Source organism: Hungatella sp. (genome assembly GCF_046966825.1).
Map to the genome: position 1 here is coordinate 1 of NZ_JBKVCZ010000069.1, position 22,755 is coordinate 22,755.

Sequence of the window (22,755 nt, forward strand, 5' to 3'; positions counted from 1 at the left end):
TGATAGAACCAGCCCGGTCTTATGGAGAAATTCACCTCGGTAGGATACCAGACCAGATCGTTTTCTCCAGCCAGCACTGCCCGGCTTCCAAGATCCTGGTCACTGCTCGAAAGGGTTCTCTGCCGAAACTCCGACTCATCACTCTGCTGGCTGTTTTCCCTGATTTTTTCCGTGTCCCAGAGGCAAAAAACAGAGGGGGATTCTGTGCCATCCCCCCACTCCCTGTCCGTAAAAGTATTTATGGTAAAATGGAGAAAACCGTAAAATTCCAGCTTCTGGTGACGCATCTGCCGCTCGGAAGGCACCACCCGGACCAGCTTTTTTTCCTGCTCACTGATTACCAATATCGTTCCCAATCCTTTCTCATCCTCATAAGGGCTTCCATATAGAAGTAGTCCCCCCACAGGTTGAATTCATCCACGCCCGACTGATTGACCCCGTTCTCTTTCGACCGTTTCGCATACGTTCCGTGAAGCAGAATTCCGGCTCCCGGCGCTCCATCTCTCAATAGACAGCGGTCCGTCAATGCCTTCATCAGCTTGGATGCCATGGAAATGAGTCTGTCTGCCTTTTCCTGCTCCACATAGCGGGCCATTTCCAGGAGGCCGCAGGCGGCGATGGCCGCGGCGGAGGAATCTCTCGGTTCCGGGCTTCCGTCATTAAAATCAAAATCCCAGTAAGGGATCAGATCAGACGGCAGATTCTCCATAAAACAGGCCGTCACGCCGTCAAAGAGGCGCATATACTCCGGGTCGTGGAAATAGCCGTAGCTCAGGGCGGATCCATAGATTCCCCACGCCTGGCCTCTGGCCCAGATGGACCCGTTGCGGTTGCCCTGCTGGGTGATTCCCTTCACGGGAGCGCCCGTCTCCGGATCAAAGTAATAGGTGTGATACGTGGAGTAATCTTCTCTCACCACATGGGCCATGGCTGTCCTGATATGGCGCTCCGCCTTCTCCCGGTAAATGGGATTGCCGGTTACTTCTGATGCCCAGAACAGAAGGGGCATATTGAGCAGACAGTCGATAATCAACCGGTATTCTTTTGGATCGCCTGCCGTCCCCCACGCCTGGAAGAAACCGCCTTTCTCCTGAAATCTTCCCATCAGGTTATCGGCCGCGGCCAGAGCCGTCCGTTTCGCCTGCTCTATGGCGGCGTCATTCATCACGTTTTCGTGCTGCTCCTCTCCCACGGCTCCTTCTCTCTTTAGGAGACGCCATGCCGCCACACACGACGGGCTGAACAGAAAACCCATATCATGATGATCCACCACCACCCGTTCCTTCATGCGCCGTTCAAAGTCTGTCACCGAGGCCAGGGCTTCCCGCTTAAAAGCAGGGTCCCCCGTCTCCTCGTAAGAGAGCCACATCTCTCCGGTCCAGAATCCGTCGGTCCAGTCGTCATTGGCCGTCTTCGCATAGATTCCGTCCACGCTGGCTGCCGCCGGAACGGTGCTGCCAAAGTATGCCATGTTCCTTTTTACAGTTTCCACACAGACGGCAAAGGCTTCATCTGCCTCCCGGGCCGTCATCTCCGGCGCTTCCGCCAGTCGGTTCGTCCTTTCATACCGCTTATTTTCCATTTAGCCATTTCCTTTCCATTGTAAAAGAGTATAAATATTGCTGCATCTCCTCAGAATCAGTCACTGTCTTAGACCAGACGCCTCTTACAGCACACGCATATCATACGTGCGCAGCACCGGTTCTTTTCCGTTCAGTTCATACGCGTTGGAATCGGCGCGCAGTCCTCTTCCGTCCTGGCAGGTCACCCGGATATACGTCTCGCTGCCCGCCAGCGCAAAGGAGGCTTCCGTTATGATCTCCCCCGGTTTTGCCGCCTTCTTATAGCAGTTGCGGCCTTCCATCAGCACATAGATCTTTTCCACAGGACTGGTCTTCACATGCAGAACGCCGTCTTCCACATACAGTTCCTTTATCTCCGGTCCCATGGAGCTGTAAAAATTGCCCTTTAAGAGAGCGTCCACAATGCTGTCGTAAGTCAGTTTTTCCGCCTTAATCATGGTGAATCCACCGAAGGAATCACAGAGGGGATCTCCGAAAGGAAAGCTGTTGTGATTGTCATCCGTGGAAACACAGAACAGCCGGTTGCCCAGACGCAGCATCTCGTCATAGCTCTGCGGATTATAGCCGTACAGTCCGTCGTGCTCACATCCATAGTTATAGATCTCCATACCCCAGAAGCCGCGGAGATTCTTGTAATCGTCGTAGTTCTGCAGAGACCAGTAAGGGTGGTTGTAGCAGGCGAAGAAGCCGTATTCCTTCATGTGATCAATATATCCGTTAATATAATGGTAATCGCCGTAACGGCTCTCCGGAAGGGGGCTCTCTTTCTTTTCCTCCTGAAACTCCTCCGGCTTCGAATCGTACAGGTTAATATGGTACGTCTTTACCCTGGAAAAATCCCCAGGAACTTTAAAGTGCTCGTTTATGTCCACCTCGTAGGCGGCCAGCGCCACAAAATTATCATCCATCAGCTCTCTGTGCCACTGATATCTGCGGTGGTCCGTGTAGGCTACCACGGAATACCCCTCGTCCATATACGCTTTTTTAACCTCCTCCGGTGTCAGCCGGCCATCGGAATGGATGGTGTGACAGTGAAGGTTTGCTTTGTAGAAGGTACCAGTTTCCGGGATTAAATTTACTTTGTTTGACATTATCTTACTCCTTCCAAATTTGAAGAACTTTCTTCCGGTAAGCAATCCATTTCCGGACTGTCAGGAAACAGATCACCGCCATGCTCCGCCCCGACGCCATACGCAGTACAAGTATGGCCGCCGCACTGACCACGAAAAATGCTCCCGCTGTCCACACCTCATTCCGAAACCAGTGAAGATTGGCAAAGGAGGCCAGATAGACCCCCAGCAGGTTAAAGACCGGAATAACCATGGTGCTTGTAATTGCCAGAATGGCGCTCAGTCCGTAAGTCTCGCTGATATAAGTCGGCACCCAGGTGGTCACGCCGTCACTCAGCGCCCCCTGGACAAAAAGGGCCATCATCAGAAACAGAAATCCAGACTGGATCAGAAGACTCTTCCAGTTTACGGCAGCTTTTGCCGAACCGCCAGTCTCACCAGAGGGCATTTCCGCCATTTCCCGGATTCTGCCGCATACCGCTCCACCCGCTTCATGCCTGTAATCCAGAACAGCGAGGTACCGATCAGCGCCGCGCCTGCCAGAACGAACATAGTCCTCCAGCCGGACCGTCATATCACAAGTGCCGTCAGGCTGGCCGAATAGTTCAGCCTGCCGATATACGTGGAAAAGTATGCGATCCAACACAGCCAGAACAGAAGTTTTTCCATCCCCGCTACCCTTTTACTGCGGAGGAGTTGACGCCCTCCACGAAGTATTTCTGCGAGAATAAGAACAGCACCAGCACAGGCATCAGGACCAGCGTCGCAGCAGACATCTGAAGCGCAGGATCCGTTACCGTGCCTTCCGTAAACAGCTTAATACCAACAGACAGCATCTGCTTCTCCAGGCTGGAGATGAAGATGTAAGGCCCCATATAGTCGTTCCAGGACCACACGAACGTAAACAGAATCAGCGTCACGATCGATGGCTTCGCCAGCGGCAGAATAATCCTTGAATAGATCTGGAAATGGCTGCATCCGTCGATGCGGGCCGCCTCGCTGATCTCCTCCGGAATGCCGATAAATGACTGACGTATCATGAATACAAAGTAGATATCGAAGGTAGCCGGCAGCACCAGAGACCACATGGTATCCAGGATGTGAATCTGCTTAAATATAACATACCTCGGAATTAGCATAATGTCACTAGGAATCATCAAAGAAGTCAGAAGAACCAGAAAAATTCCGTCTCTTCCCTTGAAATTAATCTTGGAAAATGCGTAAGCCGTGATGGAAACCACGAAAACCTTGATAACAATGGTGGTAACCGTCATCACAATGGTATTTGATATACCACTGTCCAAAATCATAGTATGGGTCACCGAACAAGTCCGAATAGTTGGAGAAAATGATCTAATCTGATGATTAAGACGATGATAAACATCACGAGAGCCTGTGCACTGGCATAGCCTGTCTGGTAGTTGGTGAATGCGGTTCTGATAATGTTGATGGACATAACCGTGGTTGCCTGTCCCGGACCGCCTCCGGTCAAAGCCTGAATGGTGGTAAAGTTCTGCAGGGATGTGATCACAGAACTGATCATTACCGTAAACATGCGGATAAAGTTGTTGATACCGACAAAGGACGCATCCTCCAGCTTGCTGATATAGCGGACATTGGTGAAGCCAAGGACCACTGCGATCAAAAACGGCAGCCCCTAGAAAATAACGGAGCCGATCAGATACGGAGCGATAAAAAGAGCCCCTGTAAAATCAATGTCATTTAGTTAAGACATAGATCAAGCGAAGTCCTCTATGGGCAGAGACAATAGCAGTTTTGTCTCTGCCCATTTTCCTATTGGATTGAGTATGGCCTATGCTTTTCCAGTTTTCTCAAATCACAAAAAGACAGATTGTCATCTGCCTGAAAAAACGGTATACTTTTTATTGAAGTTATGCTATGCGATACAGAAAACTTACTGCTGACTTGGGTTTGACTTTGCGAGGGTCCCAACGGCCAGGTCTAACAGGTAGAAGATTCTTCTGTATCAACTTCTCAACATCGGGTGGAGCGATATCATTTCGCAAGAAATATCGGCATATGTGAATCGCTATTGTGTAATTCATCTGGTATTCATGTTTCGTGTCCTTTTGATGAATCACTACATTCATCGTGATTCGTTCACAGTAATTATAGAGGATTACCCGTGCATAGATATCCTGCTTGATATACTCCACCTTTTTCGAATGGAAACAACCTAATCCTACCGCATATTTCAATTCACGGAATGATGTTTCTATTCCCCATCTCATTGCATAAAGCTTTTTGATTTCCTCCATAGGGAAGCTGTCTCTCGGTAAATTCGTAATAACACACTCGTAAGTCTCATCCGAAATTGCGAACCGGACTATCCTGAAATCCATAGGATAAAACGTGTTCTTTTGTAAATCCAGATAATCAAACGGGCTTGATTTTGGAAGGATTTTATATAGTTGCGGATGTGCCTTTACTTCGTTTGTCTGTTTACGGGTTACTATAAGGTGTTTGTCATAATCAAATTCATTTTTATTTGGAAGGGTAAAACTTCCTGTCATGCTGCCACCGCCACCATCCTTTACCCGTATCAAATAGTACATCCCTTTTTCCTGCACATGCGCAAAGATGTTGTAAGTCTCATAACCTCTGTCTGCGATAAAGACCGTTTTTCTGTCTCCATGGTAGCGCTCAATCATCTGTACCATGGCCAATGACTCATTTTCCTTCCGTGCAGGCTGTATGAGTATATCCGGATACTGTTTTTCACACAAATCAAACAGTGCATTTAGATGGAACTGGTTGAATCCCTTGTCCGTGTCCATGGATTGAAAATAAGTATCCTGGTCCTTTGGATTTCTGGCAATATTCAGGTCCGAGCCATCACAGGCAAGTAAACGATACCCTTTATACCTCTTTGTGTTTGGAAAGCGTGAATTAAATTCATGAAGCAAAAACTCAAATGCATCAGGAAGAAATTTTGCTCTTTGCTGGCTCAAGGCGGAAGCCGAGGGCGTGTCACAAGAAAACTTGAAATAGCTTAACAGCTCTTTCTGTATGCCCCCGCTCTCCATGGCTAGAATCATACGGCAAACAGAAGCAAAATCCAGTTTTCTGATTCTCGAAAAATCAGTTTCGGGATGTTTGACAAAAAGCCATGGGGTGGTGGCCATTTCATCAATCAGAGATAATAATTCGCACTTTACTTTTTCTGCAAATATCATGGGCAATACCTCCAAAAATAAAATATATTTAAGGGGCTTCGCCGCAAATTTTTTTAGACTTGTCAAGTGTTTTTTGATAAAAAGTCACCAAAAAAGAGCAGGGTATATATTTCTACATACCTTGCTCTGTTAGGAACATCCGTGCCTATGTCTTAACTAAATGACATTGCCTGTAAAATTCTCCTTTTTCTGAGCAATGGAGGTTTTCACTTTTACTTTTGCATTACCATTACTTTTTAGATTACTGCTTATCTTCTTCGATTGCTCTGTTTGCCTTATCCTGAATCTTGGTTACTGCGTCATCGATGCTTTCCGCCCCCTGGCCGTAAAGCTGGCCCTCTTCGATGATTGCCTGAGAAATGGCTGCGTCGCCGTCGCCAATGATTTTTTCAGAAAGTGCCTTGCGGCTGCTGTCAAACCATCCGGAATAGAGGGCTGAATCTTTTCTGTATTGCCTAAGCCGTAATAGAACTCCAGGCTCTCTTTGAATAACGGATCGTCGAAGTTTCCCGTGCCGTCGGCCTTGTATGGCACCCAGCCCTTCTGTAATGCGTACATGTAGTTGTAGCAGTCATAGTCCAGCATTAAGGATCCGTATATTCCCTTGGAGCTGTCTGTCAGCTTCTTCGCTGTCTCGATGTATTTTTCCCATGTCCATCCATCAGGCTGACCAGAGTCTTATCCACTTCACCGGATTTCGCACTCGGAATCACGTAGAACTCAATGTTGATACCGTTTTTCCTTAACCAGTTCGATTAACTTCTGGTTCTCTTCTCCGGTACTGGCTGTCTGTGTGGTCGCATACTTTAAGGTCACGCCGTCGAATGGCTTGTCGGAAGCAGCCTCTGCGCCCTCTGCTGCTGTCTCACCCTCTGCTTTTGTGGTCGTTTCTGCGGCTGCAGGGTCAGCTTGATCATGGCATAGTTATACAGCTGATCGTAATCGACGGTGCTGTCGAATTCAATCCGCTCCTTATAACGGTTCTTCTGGATATTCACATAGGCCATGACGTGTTCCACCTCCTGCCGGATGGGGACGATCGTCTTCCCGTTTCCGATGGACAGCCGGTACAGCCGCCCCAGCGCCGCGGCAATCCGCCCGATGTCAGGGCGTCCCACCTCATTGGATTTCCAGACGATATTTTCCAGTGTGTTATAGAGGAAATGGGGATTGATCTGTCCCATGAGCACCTCCAGCTCCAGCTCCTTTTTCTTCTTCTCGCTCTCCACCTGTTCTTTTATATAGTGGTTGATCTGCACCAGCATGGCGTTGTAGTACATCATCATGCTCTTGATCTCCCCATGGTACGCCTCCGGTTCCACGTAGGCCTCCAGATTGCCGTCGTATACCTCCTTCATGGAAGCGTCCAGCACCTCCACCGGCTGAAGAAATCGCCTGGAGATCCAGTTGATGATGTAGTATAAGGCTCATCATTATACTGAATCTGATGGCTGCCCTCCTCAATGTAGACGGTTCCCTTCATTTCCTCGGCCGACGCCTTATAAAGCTGGTAAATCTGATTCTCCTCCAGCACGAAAAACTGGGTATAAAGCCACGTTCCGGTAAATGGATGCAGAATCCGTCGCATACACGTGATCACCTGATCTGTCCTCACATCCCCTTTTTTCGTCCTGCTGAGGAAATTACTCTGCAGGGGCTGCCACTGAAACATGGACAGCTTCGTCCGATCCAAGGCGCCCATGTCAATCATAATCCGTTTGATATCCTTTCCCTGAAAATAGGGATCCAGGAAATTGTATACTTCCTCGTTATTTCCGTAAATAGCGCTGATCCGCTGGCTCTTCCCCAGCGGGTCTGTCTTCAGAAAGTAGTTGTTCATTTCATAGATATCCCGCTGCTTTTCGATAGTCCCTCTGTCGTAATCCCTGGCCAGGAAATCCTCGATCTCCGCGTCGCAGGCAAATTTATCGAAAACCAGCTGCTGTCTCAAGCCGCGATCCATATAACTGCAGAGCCGTTTCCACAAATCTCTCATCCCGTCTGTCCCTTTCGTTTCCATCAGTTGTGGAGTCCCCGGTATTCATTCGGGCTCATGCCGCAATGCTTCTTAAATACTTTAATAAAGTTAGAAGCATCGGCGTATCCGGTCATCTCTGCTATCTCGTAGATTTTTAGTGACATGTCCCGCAGCAGCAGCTTGCTGTGAGCCATCCGCTTCTGTGTGATATAATCGCTGAAATTAAATCCGGTTTCTTTTTTAAATACCTTCGATATGCAGGCCGGGTTTTTCCGGAATTCTTCCGCCGTGGCCTCCAGTAAGACGAGCTTGGAGCAGTACTCCCGGTCCAGATACTCCCGAATGGAGGTCACCAGCATCCCGGTCTTCTTCTGGCCCGCCGACAAATCCGGTGCCATGGAAGAGACATGCTTCCCCGTGTTCCCGTAGATCTCAGGCAGTTTTTCCTCGCTGCTGCACAGGCCGCTCAATCCGGCCAGAAGGGCCAGGCCGTAGATGTCGCCGTTCTCTCCCTCTCCGCCCACATACCCGTCCAGGAGATTGCTGAGAACTCTGGCGTAGGACAGTTCTTTATTCTGCATGGCCGAAACCTTCAGCACTCCAGCTCCCGCCGTCTGACCGTCTTCATGTACTGCCGGTACGCATCACCGAACGTGTTCATACACCACCGCTCTTCCGAAAGAATGATCCAATGAGAGGCGATCTGGAATAAAACGACAATGCCACACAGAATTACAGACCGGGTCAGTATCACACAGCCGATAAAATACAGAAAATACGACAGGTACATCGGATTGCGTGAAAAACGGTAGAGTCCGTTCTGATTGATTCCGTCTTCGGATGGGGAGGCAAAATCTCTGATTGTAGCTGCGCATAATGCCAATCCCAGCAGATAAAACGCCGCTCCTGAAAAGAACTGCCAGGAGACCTCCGGTTTCACCCTGAGAAAACATAAGTACACAAAGATCGCGGCATTGGATATCTGGTAGACCCAGTATGCAAACACTTCATTCCCTGACAATGGGGCGAAATGGGCCGCGCGTTTTACTGCCTCGCTGCTGAATCGCGCCAGGAGGCCAAATCGTATCAGGATAAACGGGATTATCAGGAAAAAGCCATTCATTTGCAGTCCGCCTTTCTGCCTCACTCCTGTCCTGTCCAGAGCGGTTATGGATCCTCACATCGGTTTTAATTCTTATTGAGCCGGTCCTCTCCTTCTGGTAAACGGCTTCTTCCTACTTCTTTTCGATGATCTCAAGATTCACGCCATCCGGATCGTGGATGAAGAAAAAACGGGTATTAGGGTTCGGCTGGAATGGTCCGCTGACGATCTCCACGCCCTGTTCTTTCATGTGCCCCATCGCCTGGTCCAAATCTTCCACGGAAAGCCCCAGTGACGGACATTCTCCATATACAACAGGCTCTGCCTCCGTATTGCAGATTAATTCGATCTCCGCCGGACCATCTGCCATAAATGCGATCTCCGTGTGGAGGCCGCCAGGAAATCTGCGTGCCAGCTTCATCCCCACTATGTTTTCATAAAACTGAATGGACTCTTCCAAATTCTTAACGTGCAGCGTTGCAAATATGAATTTCATGATTTTTCCTCCAAAGTATATAATCAGAACGTTGATGTCGCTTCTGCCTGTTATTATATCGTATCCGGCCGCTTCTGTCACTTTCTTTTGAAACCGTCTTCAGCCTTTTATCGCTGCTTTTCGGCTGCTTAAGACCCACAACTGAAAAAGCTTTTCAAGTATCCAGCCGCCTCTTCTTTATCATGAAAGTTCCAGGAGCTGCCGGTAATATACTGTACCGCATCCGTCCATTCCTTCAGGGCATAATCCCCCGTTTTCAACAGTTCCTCTGCCCTCTTCACCAGATGTGCAACGGATCGTTCCGGACCTCGCAGATCGGAAATACAGTCACAGTGCGCGGCTTTACGGAGTTCCTCCAATAATTCTTTTTTCTGATGATTTCCCATCTTCTCCGCCTCCCTGACTCTGGCCAGCGGCCGTATCGCTCCCCACCTGTCATAACCGGCCGATAATGCCTGATATAGTTTAAATTATCCCACCCGGTCCACCGCCCGTTCATGCTACTTCCCATATGGACAGAGTGTTTAAATTGAGTATAGCATAAAACAAAGTAACGGACAATATGTAAGAGGCCGTCTTTCCTGCAAAAAAGCAGAAATGAAAAGTAAAAGAACGAGCAGGGACGCATAGGTTCTATTGCCCCATGCGCCCCTGCTCCTGACAATCCGCCAGAATCTTTTCCGCTCTTTTCTGTTCATATTCCATCAACGCCTTCCAACTGTCCGCATAACCCTCCCAATCTTCATTCTCCAATAATTCGTCTGATTTCCTGACCATCTTTGTATATTCTTCGTGGAGATGCTGCTTTCTGATCCGGTACAATGCAAACGGATATCCCCAGACCAGAAATTCGGACAGCCTGGTATAGCACTCCCGGACCGTGGCTGACGGGCACCGTTCAATGATAAAATCCAGCGCCAGCTTAAAACACCGCTCGCTCTGATTCTCATTCAGCAGCTGTTTAAATCCATATCTCAGCTTCTCAAGTTCTTCCTTCTCTACATGCTCCAGAGTATACAGGAAGACCGGACGGACCGTCAATGCCATAAACTGAAGGCTTTCCCTGTAAAGCCGGAATCCTTCCTTCACTTCCAGACGCTGAAAATCGATCTGTTCAATATCTTCGCAGACTTCCGAGACTTTTCCCTGGTGTAAACGGATAATACTCAGGCTGTCCAGGATGCTGAGCGTCCGGCGAAGAGTACGGTACGATACATTCAGCTGCTTTGACATAACCGGCATGGACGGAAGGTTCCCTCCCACAGGATACGTTCCTGTTATAATTTCAGTTATGATGCGTGAAACCATAGTGTAGCACAGCTGCGGCCGCTGCCAGTATATGTTCCAGTAAAAAGGAACCTTTTCCTTCCGGCCGTACTCCCCATCCATCTCTGCGCAGAAGGCCAAAAGCTGGCTGATGCAGGCAGCAAAGTCACCTTCAAATGCCGCATTCATAAATTCCAGTTCCTTCTCCTTCCCATCAGCCAGAAGTTCCCTGTCTCTTTCCTCGTGCATCCTGTGATTGGACAGATACGGAAATCGAATATAGCGCAGCAGCTCCCAGTAAAAATTTAAAATCAGTTTATTTCCCAGGTCTGAAAAAACCTGAATATGCAGCCTGGTAGATATGGACAAATCCACGTTCTTCAGCTTTGCCATGTTTTCCTTCAACCGGTCCCAGGTTTCCTTGTCATAGCTTTTCTGTGCATACTCCCAGACCGGCTCAATCAGAAGTTTACCGGCCTGACAAAAGTCTATAATCCCGCTGCATCTTGGCACAAAATAAAGCACGGCGTTCTCTTTTATCTGGTCTGCACTGGCCTGATAGATCACCTTTGCCGTTTTTCTGGGGCTGATCTCAATATATCCGTTTTTTTCCAGCCGTGAAAGCGCAGCGCGCACGGTCCGTGGAGCCATCTGAAAATTCCCGCCAATCCTGGGAATCGCCGGTAAGTTCTCCCCATATCGGCAAGCCCCCAACAGGATTCTTGTCTCATAGTAATCGTAAACCAGATTGCAAATCAAATCTGCATTTTCAACCAAAATTCTTCTCCTTTTTCTCCTGTCAAGATCACTTCAATCATAAAATACCCGAACAATTATACCACAGGAACGGGAAACACACAAGAAAAGGGAGTTTTAACGGCATATACATTTCCGAAGCGCTGCCAGCAGGCGGTCAAAATCAATCGGTTTTGTAACGTGATCGTTCATTCCCGCGGCCATCACCTTCGAGATATCCTCTGCAAATGCATTGGCAGTCAATGCGATGATCGGAACAGTCTTCGCCTCCGGATGGCTGCTGCTGCGGATCTCACTTGCCGCCGTATATCCGTCCATCACCGGCATCTGCAGATCCATGAGAATCGCGTCGTACGTCCCCGGTTCCGAGTCGTTAAAGAGCTTCAGCGCCTCATACCCGTTCTCCGCCCTGTCCACGATAAAGCCCGCGTCCCGCAGCAGCGTCTCCGCGATTTCCATATTCAGTTCATTATCTTCCACCAGCAGAAGCCGCAGCCCCTGGAGACACGTCTCCAGCTTTCTCCCGGTATTGCCTGACAGCGCCCGCAGAACTGCCGCCTCGCCGCCTTCCTCTTCCAGAGTTCTGATGGTAAGCGTGACAATAAAGCGGCTGCCCGCGCCCTGTTTGCTTTCCACCCGGATACTTCCCTGCATGGCCGTCACGATGCCGTGAGAGATGGACATACCAAGGCCGGTGCCCTGAACCTTTCTCACATGGCAGTTCTCCTCCCGGGCAAACGGAACAAATATATGATCCAGGAACTCCTCGCTGATGCCGATCCCGTTGTCCTCAACCGTAAATACAAAGCATCCCACCCCCGGAATTCCCGACGTCATCTCCTTGGAAGTGACGGTGATTGTACCTCCACAGGGAGTATATTTGATTGCATTGTTGATGAGATTGATCATGACCTGGCGGATCTTGCCGGCATCTCCCAGGAGATTGTCATGGATGATGTCATCTGTCAGGAAACGCAGGGCCTGTCCCTTTTCCATCGATTCATTAAGACGATGCTGCCGATCTCGTGGAACATGCCTTTTAAAGAAAACGGCGCTTCGGTCAGCGTGATCTGCCCTCTCTCGATCTTGGACATATCCAGGACCTCGTTAATCAGATGCAGCAGATGGCTGCTGGAAAGACTGATTTTCTGAAGACAGTCCTTCACCCGTTCTTCATTATCCGCCTGTCCCATGGCGATCGCCGTCATTCCGATTATGGCGTTCATCGGTGTCCGGATATCATGCGACATCTGCGCCATGAAATGACTCTTGGCCTCGTTGGCATTCCTGGCAGCCTCATACGCTGCAAACAGCGCCTGCTGGCTCTGCGCCTCCTGCTCTTTTTCCTTCTCAACATTGTGAGAGGCTAAAATAATCTTGATCGGAGCCCCGTTCCTGCTCTCTGCCAGGATAATGTGAATCCGCATCCAGCCATAGTAACCGCTGTAATCCCTGCGATACTCCAAATCATAGATCGTTTCGCCTTCCTGCACCCGTTTCTTAATCTCCGTCAGACACATTTCCTTCTTAAAACGCTCCTTGTCCTCCTCATGAATCAGATGTTCATAGTAGATTCCAAACAGCGCCCCGTACTCATCTGAATGGTTCAGCCGCTCTGCAACATCCTCCCGGATGACGAAGGTCTGAAAGGTCTCTTCCACCAGGTCCACGTAGAAAACAGAGTGGTAGAAAGCGGAAAGCCCCTTAATGATATTCTGAGATTCGAAATACAGCTTCTTTTGCTGCTCTTCCATTAACTCTGTCAGCTTCTGGTCGTTGATATCCATGCTGGCAAAAATCACCCTGGTGAGGACGCCATCCTGAATTTCCGCAATGCTGAACCGGGCGCGGACCCATCGGATACTATCCGGATAGATTCTTCGAAAATCGACCTCGTAGACTGGCTGCTCCACGGACAGGGTCTGACGCAGGAAATCAATACTCCCGGCTCTGCGCATTTTCTCCTGATCTTCCGGGTAGACGTAGTGTTTCACAAACTTCTCATAATAGACATCGAGCGCCCCTTTGGGGAACTCTCTGTTTTTTTGAATGAAGTCCTCCTGCCAGATCGCCTCCTCCGTGTTGTTCACATAGTCGAACAGGTAGATGGAATAGTAGCACTCGCACAGATTGGCCAGAATGGCTTCCCGTCTCTGAATCTCATACTTATCATCCACATTCTTCACGGTCAGAAGAATCCTGTCTTCATAATTCTGACTGATAAGGGCGGAATAATAGCTGTAGGCATGCAGTCTTCCCTCCTGATCGTACATGTGCAGCATGCCTTCCCTGTATTCACCCGTGCCATAATTTTCCGCATCAAAAATACGTTCAAACTCTCTCCGGTCTTCCGCCGGCATATTTTTTACAGCCTGCTCCCGGAAATCCGGATACCGCCCTCGTCTGGAAAGCTTTAACAGTTCTCCCGAATAGTAAATGCAGTTATACTCTGCCTTTTCGCAGTCCACACTGATGAGCAGCGTATAAATCTGAGACACCGCAACCTGCGCGCTGGCCTGATCGATCTGTTTTTCCATCTCGCCATCCTGCTCCTCCATGGCTGCGATAACCCAGGGATATGCCTCGGAGTACTGCTTTAGGGGAACCACCTTGATTCTCCGCCACCGTTTTTCCTTCGTCCTGTAAATCACTTCCACGCCGGAACTGTCCTCATGAAATCTTTTTTGGATATACTCGGGATTGACGCCATTCAGAAACAGTTCACGGTTTTGCGGCACGATCTCACGTTCCGCATAGTTACGGAAAAATGTCTCAAAATCCGCCGCCCCTTCGCCAAACGCTTTTAGCTGCTCGGTGGCTTTTATAATTCTGTATTCACCGGTATGGAGGTTACACAGGATGATCCCCTTAAAATTCTCATTCAGTTTTTCCAGTATGGTATCATACTCCTGCTTCAGCATAACCGTGTTGGTAATATTCTGGTGGTATCCCAGCAGACAGGTACCCTCTTTATAATTCTTATCTCTGATCCCGCCGCAGCGCACATAAATCTGCCCCCATAACGGGTGGTGCCACGGATACTCCACCTCGGCCCTCTCATCGGCACACATCCGACGGACCACATCCTGGACCATGGGATAGTAATCCGCATCGATCCGGTCATACCAGCCCCGGTAACACTCCTCCGGAGACGGCTCGCCGGTAAAGCCAAGAAGCTCCAGCATGGCCTTATCCGCGTACATTCTCGGTTCCCGTCCCTCTTCCAACTCTATCGCCCACAGACCGGTCTGGGCCTCATGCAGTATATCCTGAATCTTCTCTATATCCCTAAAGTGTTCCGCCATTCGCCTTATCCCCCAGCTTCAAATAGTAACCCGGCAATTCTCTCACCAAATTCCGGTCCCCCGGTCTTTCCACATACTGTACTTCATTTTATCAGATTCAGCTTCGTATTACAACTTAATTACACTTGCTGGTTGTATGAAAAAAGAGTTACAAAAAGCAGCCCGTTTTAACGCCGGACTGCTCGTTTGTAATTTTTATACCTCTGCTGTTTTCTGAAACGCTTTCCCATTACCGACTCTGTCGTCTTTCGTTACCTGGAGAGCCCGGACTGCATTTAAGATGGCAATAACGGAGACACCCACATCCGCAAATACCGCCGCCCACATGCTGGCGAATCCAATGGCTCCCAGGATCATCACGATCGCCTTGACTCCCAGTGCAAATACTATATTCTGGTGAACGATGCGCAGAGTCTTTCTGGATATTCTCATGGCCGCCGCGATCTTGGACGGCTCATCCGTCATGATGACCACATCGGCTGCTTCGATGGCCGCATCGGAGCCGAGGCCGCCCATGGCAATGCCGATATCGGCACGGGCCAGAACCGGAGCATCGTTGATGCCGTCGCCCACAAATGCCAGCTTTCCTTTTTCGCTGGTCTGAGACAGCAGCTGCTCCATATGGCTTACCTTATCCGCGGGAAGCAGTTCTGTATACACTTCATCCAGGCCCAGCCGCTGCGCTACATTCTCGCCCACGGCCTTTGCGTCGCCCGTCAGCATGACGGTCTTCCTGATTCCCGACTGTTTCAGTTCCCGAATCGCAAAGGCCGCATCCTCCTTCACTTCATCCTCGATCAGAATAGCTCCCCTGCTGATTCCGTCCTCTGCCACGTAGACAACCGTTCCCGTCTCTCTCACCGGTTTGAATTTGATGTGATTGAGATTCATCAGCCTGCTGTTGCCAGCCAGTACGTTCTTTCCGTCTAAGGATATGGAGATTCCATGGCCGGCAAACTCCTGAACGTCAGCCACTCTGGAGACATTCAGTTCTTTTCCATAAGCATTTACAATAGATTTCGAGATCGGATGGTTGGAATCCTTTTCCGCGTAAGCGGCCAGTTCCAGAAGCCTCTCCTTCGTAATCTTTTCCGGAAAGCATCCGCTGACTGCAAACGAGCCTTTTGTCAGCGTACCCGTCTTATCAAAGACAACCGTCTCTGTTTTAGCAAGCGCTTCCAGGTAGTTGCTGCCTTTGATCAGAACGCCGCATTTGGAAGCGCCGCCGATTCCGCCGAAGAAACTGAGCGGTACCGAAATAACCAGTGCACAGGGACATGAAATAACCAGGAAGGTCAGCGCCCGCTCAATCCAGACCGCGAACGGCTGTCCTGTCAGGAGCGGTGGAATGACTGCAAGAAGCACTGCCGCAGCTACAACGGCCGGCGTATAGTATCTTGCAAATCTGGTGATAAATGCCTCGGATTTCGACTTCTTGCTGCTGGCATTTTCCACCATATCTAGAATTTTGGCTACGGTGGACTCGCCGTATGGTTTCGATACCAGTATTTTTAAGGTACCGCTCTGATTGATGCAGCCGCTTATCACATCGGCTCCCTGTTCCACCTCCCTTGGAAGGGATTCCCCGGTCAGGGCCGAGGTGTTCAGGGCTGAACGGCCTTCCAGAATGGTTCCGTCGAGCGGTACACGCTCTCCCGGCTTTACCACGATCACTTCGCCGACAGCCACCTCATCGGGATCGACGGATACGATCCCGTCTTCTCTCATCACATTTGCGTAATCCGGCCGGATATCCATCAGCCCGGATATGGACCGGCGCGACTTGCTGACCGCGTAGGACTGGAACAGTTCACCCACCTGGTAGAACAGCATGACCGCGACGCCCTCCGCGTACTCGCCTAAGAACATGGCACCCACGGTTGCCACCGTCATCAGAAAGTTCTCATCAAATACCTGGCCGTGTAAAATATTCGTAATGGCTTTCCAGATGATATCGAATCCGATCACCCCATAGCACAGCAGGAATCCGGCCATTTTCCCCGTTGGACTTAACGGAAGGGCCATGGTAATCAGGTAGATGGCTGCTGCCGCAAGAATCCGGTACAGCTGTTTTTTCTGTTTTTTTGTCATATCTTTTCCCTCTTCGTCTGCGGCGGCAGGAATATGCTGTGCCGCCGCATTTTTATAGATGCAATTGTCTCTCGATTACACGTGATTCTCAATTAAATCTTCTTAACGGTTACATCCGGTTCTATTTTCTTTATCAGCTTTACGGCTTCATCCACAATCTCCTGGAACCGGTCATCGGCTGCCTCCAGAACCATCTTCTGGCTCAGAAAGTTGACCTCTACATTTGTAACTCCGCTTATCTTTTTAACAGCGCCCTCAATCTTCGCAGCACAGTGTGCACAGTCTAAATCTGACAGCTTAAATGTTTTCTTCATAAGGAATATCCCCTTTCAATTTTTCTTTCATATGAATAATTGTTCATATGTTCATTTGTATTTTATAATAGATCAAACGATTCGTCAATGGATAGAGCTATACTTTGTCCGTTTGGAGCAAAACGCTGTCTTTTTGGAGCTATTTGTTTTTTTGCTGAATTTTGGAAGGTCTTGGGGGCGTGTGCAGAAGAGAATTCTGTGGTGGACGGTATCCTCTCCTTTATGCTCAATTTGGTATTTTTTATTTCGAAGCAGAATATTTCTTCCAACTGTGTTACAATAGCGGTAAACAGACGAGGAGGCTTTCCGATGGATAAAGCAACAAAACCGCGCTATCAGATCTATTATAATCAAAAGCCGCTGGCCCCGCAGGTTTTCTCCGAGCTGCATGTCCAGTACCAGTTTGGGAACCGCGAAAATCCCGGAAGTATGGATGTATTTACCATATTTCCGGGAATCGAACTGATCTATAATGACTTTTCCATGGTTTACTGTGACAGCAGCCTGAAGACAGAGAGCGAACTGCTTGAGATAGATTACTGCTACCAGGGCCGCAAAGAATGCCAGTGGCTCTGCGGCGATTACCTTTACCTGGGCGAGGGCGATTTATGTATTACCCGCATGGAGGATGGCACTCCCGGCCCCTACTTTCCCACGGGCCGTTACTTAGGGATCACGATTGTGCTGGATCTGGGAATTCTAAAAGACCATATGCCCCCGCTTCTGGACAATGAAAAACTGCGGCTGCAGGAATTCGGCGACAGATTCTGCCCCGGCAGCCACTTCCTTGCAATCCGTGCCAACCGGCAGATCGATCATATATTTGGCGAACTGTATCAGATTCCTCAGGAGTTCCGCCATGATTATTATAAGATCAAGGTTCTGGAACTTCTCCTGTTCCTGAGCATGATCGATCCGGAACAGGAACGCGCCCTGGACCGCGTCACCAAGAATCAGATCGACGTTATCCGGCAGGTACAGCGCCGTATCACACAGAACCTCCAGGAAAATATAACGATCGACCAGCTGGCAAAGGAATTCTGCATCAGCCCAACCTCTTTGAAGAGCAACTTCAAGCAGGTCTACAGCACGACCATCAAGGACTATTTAAGAAGGGAGCGCATGGAGCGGGCCTCCGCCCTGCTTCTGACCACCAGCAGCACTGTGGCCGATATCGCGGCTTCCCTGGGCTATACGAATCAGAGTAAGTTTTCCGCTGCGTTCAAGGCAGTCCATGGGCTGACTCCGGTGGAGTATCGCAGGAAGTGCCGGCATGAGCGGAAGGATTGATTTTCATTCATCACACACAGAGCTATAATAACAGACTTTCACCGCCTCAAGCTCAGGTTCATTTCCAATTGTCTGACACCAGATAACCGGTTCCTCTGCTCCCAGCCATTCCTCGCTGATATATGCAGTATCCCGGCTTCCGCCTCTTACATCCGGAAATGAACCGTTTGGAAGGACCAGTCTGCTGATCACTCTGTGATTGTTTATAATCGTCAGTTTTATATCCTTTCCCTGGAAAAACAGTTTCATTTCCTTCCCGTCTTTTCTTTCCAGCGGCAGAGTCATCACATAATTTTTTCCCTTCCGGAGCTTTATGGGATACGTCGTTTGAACCGCCTGCAAAGGCATCTTAAACGTTTCCACCGGCAGCATACCGTACTCACAGTCCGTCTGTGCATTTCCTGCAATTAATGTAACGTTTCCTACCCGGTCGGTGGAAAATTTACGTTCTGTTCTCAGGCACACCTCAATCCGGTCATTTTTCGCATAGCGGCTGATATCGACGACAGGATCATCCTTCAGCACATCTGCCTCTAAATGCCCATTTACGTATACATGAATGATGCAGTCCGCCCTGGAAAAATGAAGATACAGTGAATCCGCATTATCCGGCACAGTAATCCATTTGCTGTAGACGCCTCTGACAGGACTTACCGCCCTGCTGTAGGAATCAATTCCCATTATGGTATTATAATTGGAGTGACGGAAAAAGTACCATTCGCCCACCGGCTGTTCATCCAGATCAAACAGCCAGTTATCGCTGATATCCTCTCTGCCATTGATACGAACAATTTTCCCAATCCCCTTCAGAGAATTCATTCTCAGAGACTTACAGCGTATATCATCGAAGTTGCTGTGTCCCCAAATTTCCGTATATATCTGGTAAATTCCAGGCTGTAACTGACGAAATATGCTGTCTCCTCTCCCATAGATCACATCTGTCTGCTCTCCGTCCCGGCATATGGTAATAATATCTGCCGCTTCCTGGAAAAGGAATTCTCCGCCCTTTTCTACCGAAAAACGGTAACAGCCGATTCCTCTGTACTGTGGGATCTTCTCCATTGGCTGTACTGGCGTTTTCTCAAATTTAATTGCCGGTAATACTGCATCAGCTATGGACAGATGGGATATCACCCGTTCCTCCGCCTGCTCCTCCAGCTTCCCCTTCATATCAGGCAGACCGGGAATCGGCATCACAGCAATCTCCTTCGGCGATCCGACAATCAGGTTAAAAGACTCATCCTGATACCCACCGTTTACTGTCTTTATTTCTCCGTTCATATCAAGTACTGCAATAAAGTCCCCATAGCCGTACATTGCTGTTGTAGTACGGTCCTCTTTTTCCTCAACAAAACCAATCTCATAACTGCTGTATAAGAGGGTTATCCTCTTTTTGTCTGAAAGCACAACATTGACCGGCAAAATTCTGGTTTCCAGAGGCGCCATTAGCAGGGTCAGTTCAAAGTCATGATATTGCAGACGAATGGTATCCTTCCTTCCCAGATTGGACAATTCCAGGAAATCTCCCCGTGTCGTATGAAGCAGGGGAATCACCGCGTTTACCGGCTGACTGGATTGAATAACCATACCTTCCGCCTTCATTGGAACCGCCTCCGCAAACTCTGTCGGAAATGAATTCAGCAGGCCAGACAGAAGCCTTGATTCGTAGAACTGATCATTTACCTCTCCGGCAGAGCCAATCATGGAATCAAAATCATAATCAGCAGCCATCAGCGCGATGGGATTCTCACGTGTTCCCCAGTTGGTAATTCCATTATACCACTCCATCGTATTACCGGCAGTCTGATTATAAGGTCCCAGCAGCTTTGCACCACACGCCAGAAGACGCTTTAAGTAGCTGTGCTCCCGGTTTGTCTCTGTGATTAAAAACGGCATATTCCGATCAGACACAGTAGAATAAAGATGAAGTGCTCTCTCCTCCGTCCCCGGAGAGTTAGAATCTGAGTATACATTAAATGCGGTATAAAGTCCCGGTGTCAGCCCACCCGCACGCAGTAAATCGTTCTGGCCACAGCAGTAAAAAAGCGGGATATCAATACCATGACTCGCTGCCATACTCATAAGCTTCTCCATATAGCTAACAGGGCTCTTGCAGTCAAAAAAATCCAGTTCATTCTCAATCTGCATGCAGAGTACGGTTCCTCCTCTGCTTATCTGAAATGGTTCCAGAACAGGCAAAATGTGATCATACCATGTTCCAATCCGCTTCAGAAACTCTTCGTCGTCCTGTCTGACAGAAACGCCGTCTGCAGCCAGCCATGCAGGAAGTCCGCCTCCATCCCATTCCGAACAAATATATGGACCCGGCCGTGCAATCACAAAAAGCCCATGTATCTTTGCCAGTTCCAAAAAAGCATATACATCACGATTTTCTGAGAAATCCCATATTCCCGGTGCTGTTTCATGATAGTTCCAGGGAAAATAAACATCAATTGTATTATAGCCGGCCGTCTTAAGAAGCTTCATTCTTTTTTCCCATTTTTCTCTTGGGATTCTAAAATAGAACAGGGAAGACGCCAGCAAAATGTTAGACAGTTTCATTATATTCTTTATCCTTTCAGTCCGCTGTGTACCATACCGTTTGTGATTTGTTTTTCAAATATAAGATACGTAATGATAATCGGGATCAGGGCGCATACGGTTCCCGCCATAATGACAGTATACTGCATCGTATGTTCCGACTGGAAAAAGGTAAGTCCCAGCTGAATCGTATACTTTTCCTTTGTATTTAAATAGATTAGCGGCGCTGTATAGTCATTCCAGACCTGCACAAATGTAAAAATAATCAGTGTGGAGAGCGCCGGCTTCGCCAGCGGGAGCATCACCTTCGCAAATATGTATCCCTCTCCGGCCCCATCTATTCTGGCTGCTTCCATAAGTTCTCCGGGTACGGTGAGAAAAAACTGCCTCAGGAGGAAAATACCGAAAGCACTGGCCAGCTGCCCCAGAATCAGGGCTGCATGAGTATCCGTCAGTCCCAGTCTACTGATGATCTGATACTGCGGAATCATAATTGTATGCCACGGCACCATCATAGTTGCCAAATAAAGTGAAAATAAAATATTCTTTCCCTTAAATTCAATGGATGAGAATGCATAGGCCGCCATTGCACTAATAATCACCTGACCCGCTGTGGCAAATACTGCTACCACTACCGTATTTTTATAATACAGAAGAAATGGTTCTTCCACCCAGACCTGCGTATAATTCGATAAATTGACCGGATCAGGTATCCACTCAACAGGAACCGTAAACACCTGGGTATCAAATTTAAATGACGTTGAAACCATCCACAAAAAAGGAAATATCATGGTAAGAGACAGGGCACTCATAAGCACATAAAAAGGCACCTGCCATTTTTTAGATTGTATCATATCCGTTCTCCTCCCTAATCATAGTGAACCCAGTGTTTCTGCATCAGGAATTGAACCGCCGTAACCGCCAGGATCAAGGCAAAAAGAAAATACGCGATGGAAGACGCATACCCCATATTCATCCTCTTAAATCCCTCATAGTAAATCCGGTACGACAACACATTGGTACTCATACCGGGGCCCCCCTCGGTCATTACATTCACCAGGTCAAATACCTGAAATGAATTAATTGTCACCAGAACCATATTCAAAAAAATACTTGGCGTTATCATGGGAAGTGTGATTTTAAAATATCTTTTGAGACTACTTGCTCCGTCGAGAGCGGCAGATTCGTACAGACTATCGGGTATATTCTGCAGTCCAGCCAGGAAAATCAACATGTAATATCCGCATGATTTCCATACAGAGACAATAACCACTGCAAATAACGCCCATTTTGTTGATGCAAGCCACTGCGGCGGATTGGCTGCCCCTATTTGCTGCAAAATCGTATTTAAAGGGCCGCCTGCCGGATTAAAAATCATTTTCCAAATAACGGCTACAGAAACCATGGAAGAAATATAGGGCAGAAAAAACAATGTTCGAAACAGCTTTCTAAACTTCGTAAGCTGATTTAAAAGAGATGCCAGAATCAGGGAAACAAGCATGGTCATCGTAGAAAACAGCACTGCATAAATGATGTTATTTTTAATAGACACTTTAAAATAACGATCAGAAAACAGCTTGGCGTAATTGCCAAAACCGATAAAATCATAGGTTTTCGAGAGTCCGGTATAGTTTGTCAGACTATACCAGAACCCCAAAATAATCGGCAGAAACATAAACAATGTAAAAACAATCAGGCTCGGCAGGACAAACATCCAGCCTATCCATTCCCTCTTTCGTCGGCTGCTCTGCATCATAAAACGCACG

23 protein-coding genes and 1 pseudogene are annotated in these 22,755 nt (G+C 48.5%); 1 reads left to right on the top strand and 23 read right to left on the bottom strand.

Annotated elements, in window-relative coordinates; genetic code table 11:
- From ACLTD4_RS19690 to ACLTD4_RS19785, 20 genes and pseudogenes are all read right to left on the bottom strand, one after another.
- Positions 1-356 (bottom strand): annotated as a pseudogene (locus ACLTD4_RS19690) (hypothetical protein); the annotation flags it as partial.
- On the bottom strand, positions 338-1,582 hold the full coding sequence (locus ACLTD4_RS19695) for a glycoside hydrolase family 88 protein (protein WP_117623458.1): 1,245 nt from the start codon (positions 1,580-1,582) through the stop codon (positions 338-340). The gene ACLTD4_RS19695 and the pseudogene ACLTD4_RS19690, both read right to left, overlap by 19 nt.
- Before the next feature lie 84 nt (positions 1,583-1,666).
- Positions 1,667-2,674 (bottom strand): PHP domain-containing protein, encoded by a 1,008-nt coding sequence (locus ACLTD4_RS19700; RefSeq protein WP_117623457.1) that lies wholly within the window; start codon positions 2,672-2,674, stop codon positions 1,667-1,669.
- 4 nt (positions 2,675-2,678) lie between these two features.
- Positions 2,679-3,110 (bottom strand): hypothetical protein, encoded by a 432-nt coding sequence (locus tag ACLTD4_RS19705; protein WP_243008436.1) that lies wholly within the window; start codon positions 3,108-3,110, stop codon positions 2,679-2,681.
- Entirely contained in the window at positions 3,059-3,205 is a 147-nt protein-coding gene (locus ACLTD4_RS19710) for a hypothetical protein (RefSeq protein ID WP_243008437.1), read from the bottom strand. The genes ACLTD4_RS19705 and ACLTD4_RS19710 overlap by 52 nt, the downstream gene beginning before the upstream one ends.
- A gap of 122 nt (positions 3,206-3,327) precedes the next feature.
- Entirely contained in the window at positions 3,328-3,963 is a 636-nt protein-coding gene (locus ACLTD4_RS19715; RefSeq protein ID WP_243008438.1) for a carbohydrate ABC transporter permease, read from the bottom strand.
- An 8-nt stretch (positions 3,964-3,971) separates the two neighbouring features.
- Positions 3,972-4,298, bottom strand: a complete 327-nt coding sequence (locus tag ACLTD4_RS19720) for a hypothetical protein (RefSeq protein ID WP_243008439.1) — start codon at positions 4,296-4,298, stop codon at positions 3,972-3,974.
- A 247-nt stretch (positions 4,299-4,545) separates the two neighbouring features.
- On the bottom strand, positions 4,546-5,850 hold the full coding sequence (locus ACLTD4_RS19725) for an IS4 family transposase (protein WP_117623456.1): 1,305 nt from the start codon (positions 5,848-5,850) through the stop codon (positions 4,546-4,548).
- Positions 5,851-6,141: 291 nt separating this feature from the next.
- Entirely contained in the window at positions 6,142-6,435 is a 294-nt protein-coding gene (locus ACLTD4_RS19730; RefSeq protein ID WP_243008440.1) for a hypothetical protein, read from the bottom strand.
- A 227-nt stretch (positions 6,436-6,662) separates the two neighbouring features.
- The gene (locus ACLTD4_RS19735; protein ID WP_243008441.1) at positions 6,663-7,208 is read right to left on the bottom strand and encodes a sensor histidine kinase; all 546 of its coding nucleotides are present in this window, start codon (positions 7,206-7,208) and stop codon (positions 6,663-6,665) included.
- Complete coding sequence (locus ACLTD4_RS19740; RefSeq protein WP_243008442.1) at positions 7,205-7,870, bottom strand: hypothetical protein; 666 nt, start codon at positions 7,868-7,870, stop codon at positions 7,205-7,207. The genes ACLTD4_RS19735 and ACLTD4_RS19740 overlap by 4 nt, the downstream gene beginning before the upstream one ends.
- Positions 7,870-8,427 carry a helix-turn-helix transcriptional regulator gene (locus ACLTD4_RS19745; RefSeq protein ID WP_412331490.1) on the bottom strand — a complete coding sequence of 186 codons (558 nt, stop codon included), beginning with the start codon at positions 8,425-8,427 and terminating at the stop codon, positions 7,870-7,872. Before ACLTD4_RS19745 ends, ACLTD4_RS19740 begins: the two co-directional genes overlap by 1 nt.
- Entirely contained in the window at positions 8,421-8,951 is a 531-nt protein-coding gene (locus tag ACLTD4_RS19750; protein WP_117623455.1) for a methyltransferase family protein, read from the bottom strand. The genes ACLTD4_RS19745 and ACLTD4_RS19750 overlap by 7 nt, the downstream gene beginning before the upstream one ends.
- A 112-nt stretch (positions 8,952-9,063) precedes the next feature.
- The gene (locus ACLTD4_RS19755; protein WP_029466215.1) at positions 9,064-9,426 is read right to left on the bottom strand and encodes a VOC family protein; all 363 of its coding nucleotides are present in this window, start codon (positions 9,424-9,426) and stop codon (positions 9,064-9,066) included.
- Positions 9,427-9,554: 128 nt separating this feature from the next.
- Complete coding sequence (locus tag ACLTD4_RS19760) at positions 9,555-9,812, bottom strand: hypothetical protein (RefSeq protein ID WP_117623454.1); 258 nt, start codon at positions 9,810-9,812, stop codon at positions 9,555-9,557.
- A 247-nt stretch (positions 9,813-10,059) separates the two neighbouring features.
- Positions 10,060-11,469 (bottom strand): GntR family transcriptional regulator, encoded by a 1,410-nt coding sequence (locus tag ACLTD4_RS19765; protein ID WP_117623453.1) that lies wholly within the window; start codon positions 11,467-11,469, stop codon positions 10,060-10,062.
- A gap of 96 nt (positions 11,470-11,565) precedes the next feature.
- Positions 11,566-12,444, bottom strand: coding sequence for a response regulator (locus ACLTD4_RS19770; protein ID WP_412331491.1), 879 nt, complete (start codon positions 12,442-12,444; stop codon positions 11,566-11,568).
- The gene (locus ACLTD4_RS19775; RefSeq protein ID WP_412331492.1) at positions 12,414-14,753 is read right to left on the bottom strand and encodes a histidine kinase dimerization/phospho-acceptor domain-containing protein; all 2,340 of its coding nucleotides are present in this window, start codon (positions 14,751-14,753) and stop codon (positions 12,414-12,416) included. Before ACLTD4_RS19775 ends, ACLTD4_RS19770 begins: the two co-directional genes overlap by 31 nt.
- Positions 14,754-14,948: 195 nt before the next feature.
- Positions 14,949-16,844 carry a heavy metal translocating P-type ATPase gene (locus tag ACLTD4_RS19780; RefSeq protein ID WP_117623451.1) on the bottom strand — a complete coding sequence of 632 codons (1,896 nt, stop codon included), beginning with the start codon at positions 16,842-16,844 and terminating at the stop codon, positions 14,949-14,951.
- Between the two features lie 92 nt (positions 16,845-16,936).
- Positions 16,937-17,158, bottom strand: a complete 222-nt coding sequence (locus ACLTD4_RS19785) for a cation transporter (RefSeq protein WP_055652530.1) — start codon at positions 17,156-17,158, stop codon at positions 16,937-16,939.
- A gap of 309 nt (positions 17,159-17,467) precedes the next feature.
- Here ACLTD4_RS19785 and ACLTD4_RS19790 point away from each other — a divergent pair, with 309 nt between their 5' ends.
- On the top strand, positions 17,468-18,448 hold the full coding sequence (locus ACLTD4_RS19790) for a helix-turn-helix domain-containing protein (protein ID WP_181988733.1): 981 nt from the start codon (positions 17,468-17,470) through the stop codon (positions 18,446-18,448).
- Positions 18,449-18,451: 3 nt separating this feature from the next.
- On the opposite strand, the gene ACLTD4_RS19795 is transcribed toward ACLTD4_RS19790, so the two are convergent.
- Genes ACLTD4_RS19795 through ACLTD4_RS19805 form a run of 3 tightly spaced genes read right to left on the bottom strand, consistent with a single transcriptional unit; the run spans position 18,452 to position 22,745 of the window.
- Positions 18,452-21,010, bottom strand: coding sequence for a beta-galactosidase (locus tag ACLTD4_RS19795; protein ID WP_117623449.1), 2,559 nt, complete (start codon positions 21,008-21,010; stop codon positions 18,452-18,454).
- Between the two features lie 8 nt (positions 21,011-21,018).
- Complete coding sequence (locus ACLTD4_RS19800; RefSeq protein ID WP_117634853.1) at positions 21,019-21,843, bottom strand: carbohydrate ABC transporter permease; 825 nt, start codon at positions 21,841-21,843, stop codon at positions 21,019-21,021.
- A gap of 14 nt (positions 21,844-21,857) precedes the next feature.
- The gene (locus ACLTD4_RS19805) at positions 21,858-22,745 is read right to left on the bottom strand and encodes a carbohydrate ABC transporter permease (protein WP_070102308.1); all 888 of its coding nucleotides are present in this window, start codon (positions 22,743-22,745) and stop codon (positions 21,858-21,860) included.
- Positions 22,746-22,755 lie beyond the last annotated feature (10 nt).

Coding starts and splice junctions, on each gene's coding strand:
- ACLTD4_RS19695 (WP_117623458.1), bottom strand. CDS start 1,582: ATGGAAAATAAGCGGTATGAAAGGACGAACCGACTGGCGGAAGCGCCG.
- ACLTD4_RS19700 (WP_117623457.1), bottom strand. CDS start 2,674: ATGTCAAACAAAGTAAATTTAATCCCGGAAACTGGTACCTTCTACAAA.
- ACLTD4_RS19705 (WP_243008436.1), bottom strand. CDS start 3,110: ATGGCGGAAATGCCCTCTGGTGAGACTGGCGGTTCGGCAAAAGCTGCC.
- ACLTD4_RS19710 (WP_243008437.1), bottom strand. CDS start 3,205: ATGTTCGTTCTGGCAGGCGCGGCGCTGATCGGTACCTCGCTGTTCTGG.
- ACLTD4_RS19715 (WP_243008438.1), bottom strand. CDS start 3,963: ATGATTTTGGACAGTGGTATATCAAATACCATTGTGATGACGGTTACC.
- ACLTD4_RS19725 (WP_117623456.1), bottom strand. CDS start 5,850: ATGATATTTGCAGAAAAAGTAAAGTGCGAATTATTATCTCTGATTGAT.
- ACLTD4_RS19730 (WP_243008440.1), bottom strand. CDS start 6,435: ATGCTGGACTATGACTGCTACAACTACATGTACGCATTACAGAAGGGC.
- ACLTD4_RS19735 (WP_243008441.1), bottom strand. CDS start 7,208: ATGAAGGAGGTATACGACGGCAATCTGGAGGCCTACGTGGAACCGGAG.
- ACLTD4_RS19740 (WP_243008442.1), bottom strand. CDS start 7,870: ATGGAAACGAAAGGGACAGACGGGATGAGAGATTTGTGGAAACGGCTC.
- ACLTD4_RS19750 (WP_117623455.1), bottom strand. CDS start 8,951: ATGAATGGCTTTTTCCTGATAATCCCGTTTATCCTGATACGATTTGGC.
- ACLTD4_RS19755 (WP_029466215.1), bottom strand. CDS start 9,426: ATGAAATTCATATTTGCAACGCTGCACGTTAAGAATTTGGAAGAGTCC.
- ACLTD4_RS19760 (WP_117623454.1), bottom strand. CDS start 9,812: ATGGGAAATCATCAGAAAAAAGAATTATTGGAGGAACTCCGTAAAGCC.
- ACLTD4_RS19770 (WP_412331491.1), bottom strand. CDS start 12,444: ATGGAAAAGGGACAGGCCCTGCGTTTCCTGACAGATGACATCATCCAT.
- ACLTD4_RS19775 (WP_412331492.1), bottom strand. CDS start 14,753: ATGGCGGAACACTTTAGGGATATAGAGAAGATTCAGGATATACTGCAT.
- ACLTD4_RS19780 (WP_117623451.1), bottom strand. CDS start 16,844: ATGACAAAAAAACAGAAAAAACAGCTGTACCGGATTCTTGCGGCAGCA.
- ACLTD4_RS19785 (WP_055652530.1), bottom strand. CDS start 17,158: ATGAAGAAAACATTTAAGCTGTCAGATTTAGACTGTGCACACTGTGCT.
- ACLTD4_RS19790 (WP_181988733.1), top strand. CDS start 17,468: ATGGATAAAGCAACAAAACCGCGCTATCAGATCTATTATAATCAAAAG.
- ACLTD4_RS19795 (WP_117623449.1), bottom strand. CDS start 21,010: ATGAAACTGTCTAACATTTTGCTGGCGTCTTCCCTGTTCTATTTTAGA.
- ACLTD4_RS19800 (WP_117634853.1), bottom strand. CDS start 21,843: ATGATACAATCTAAAAAATGGCAGGTGCCTTTTTATGTGCTTATGAGT.
- ACLTD4_RS19805 (WP_070102308.1), bottom strand. CDS start 22,745: ATGATGCAGAGCAGCCGACGAAAGAGGGAATGGATAGGCTGGATGTTT.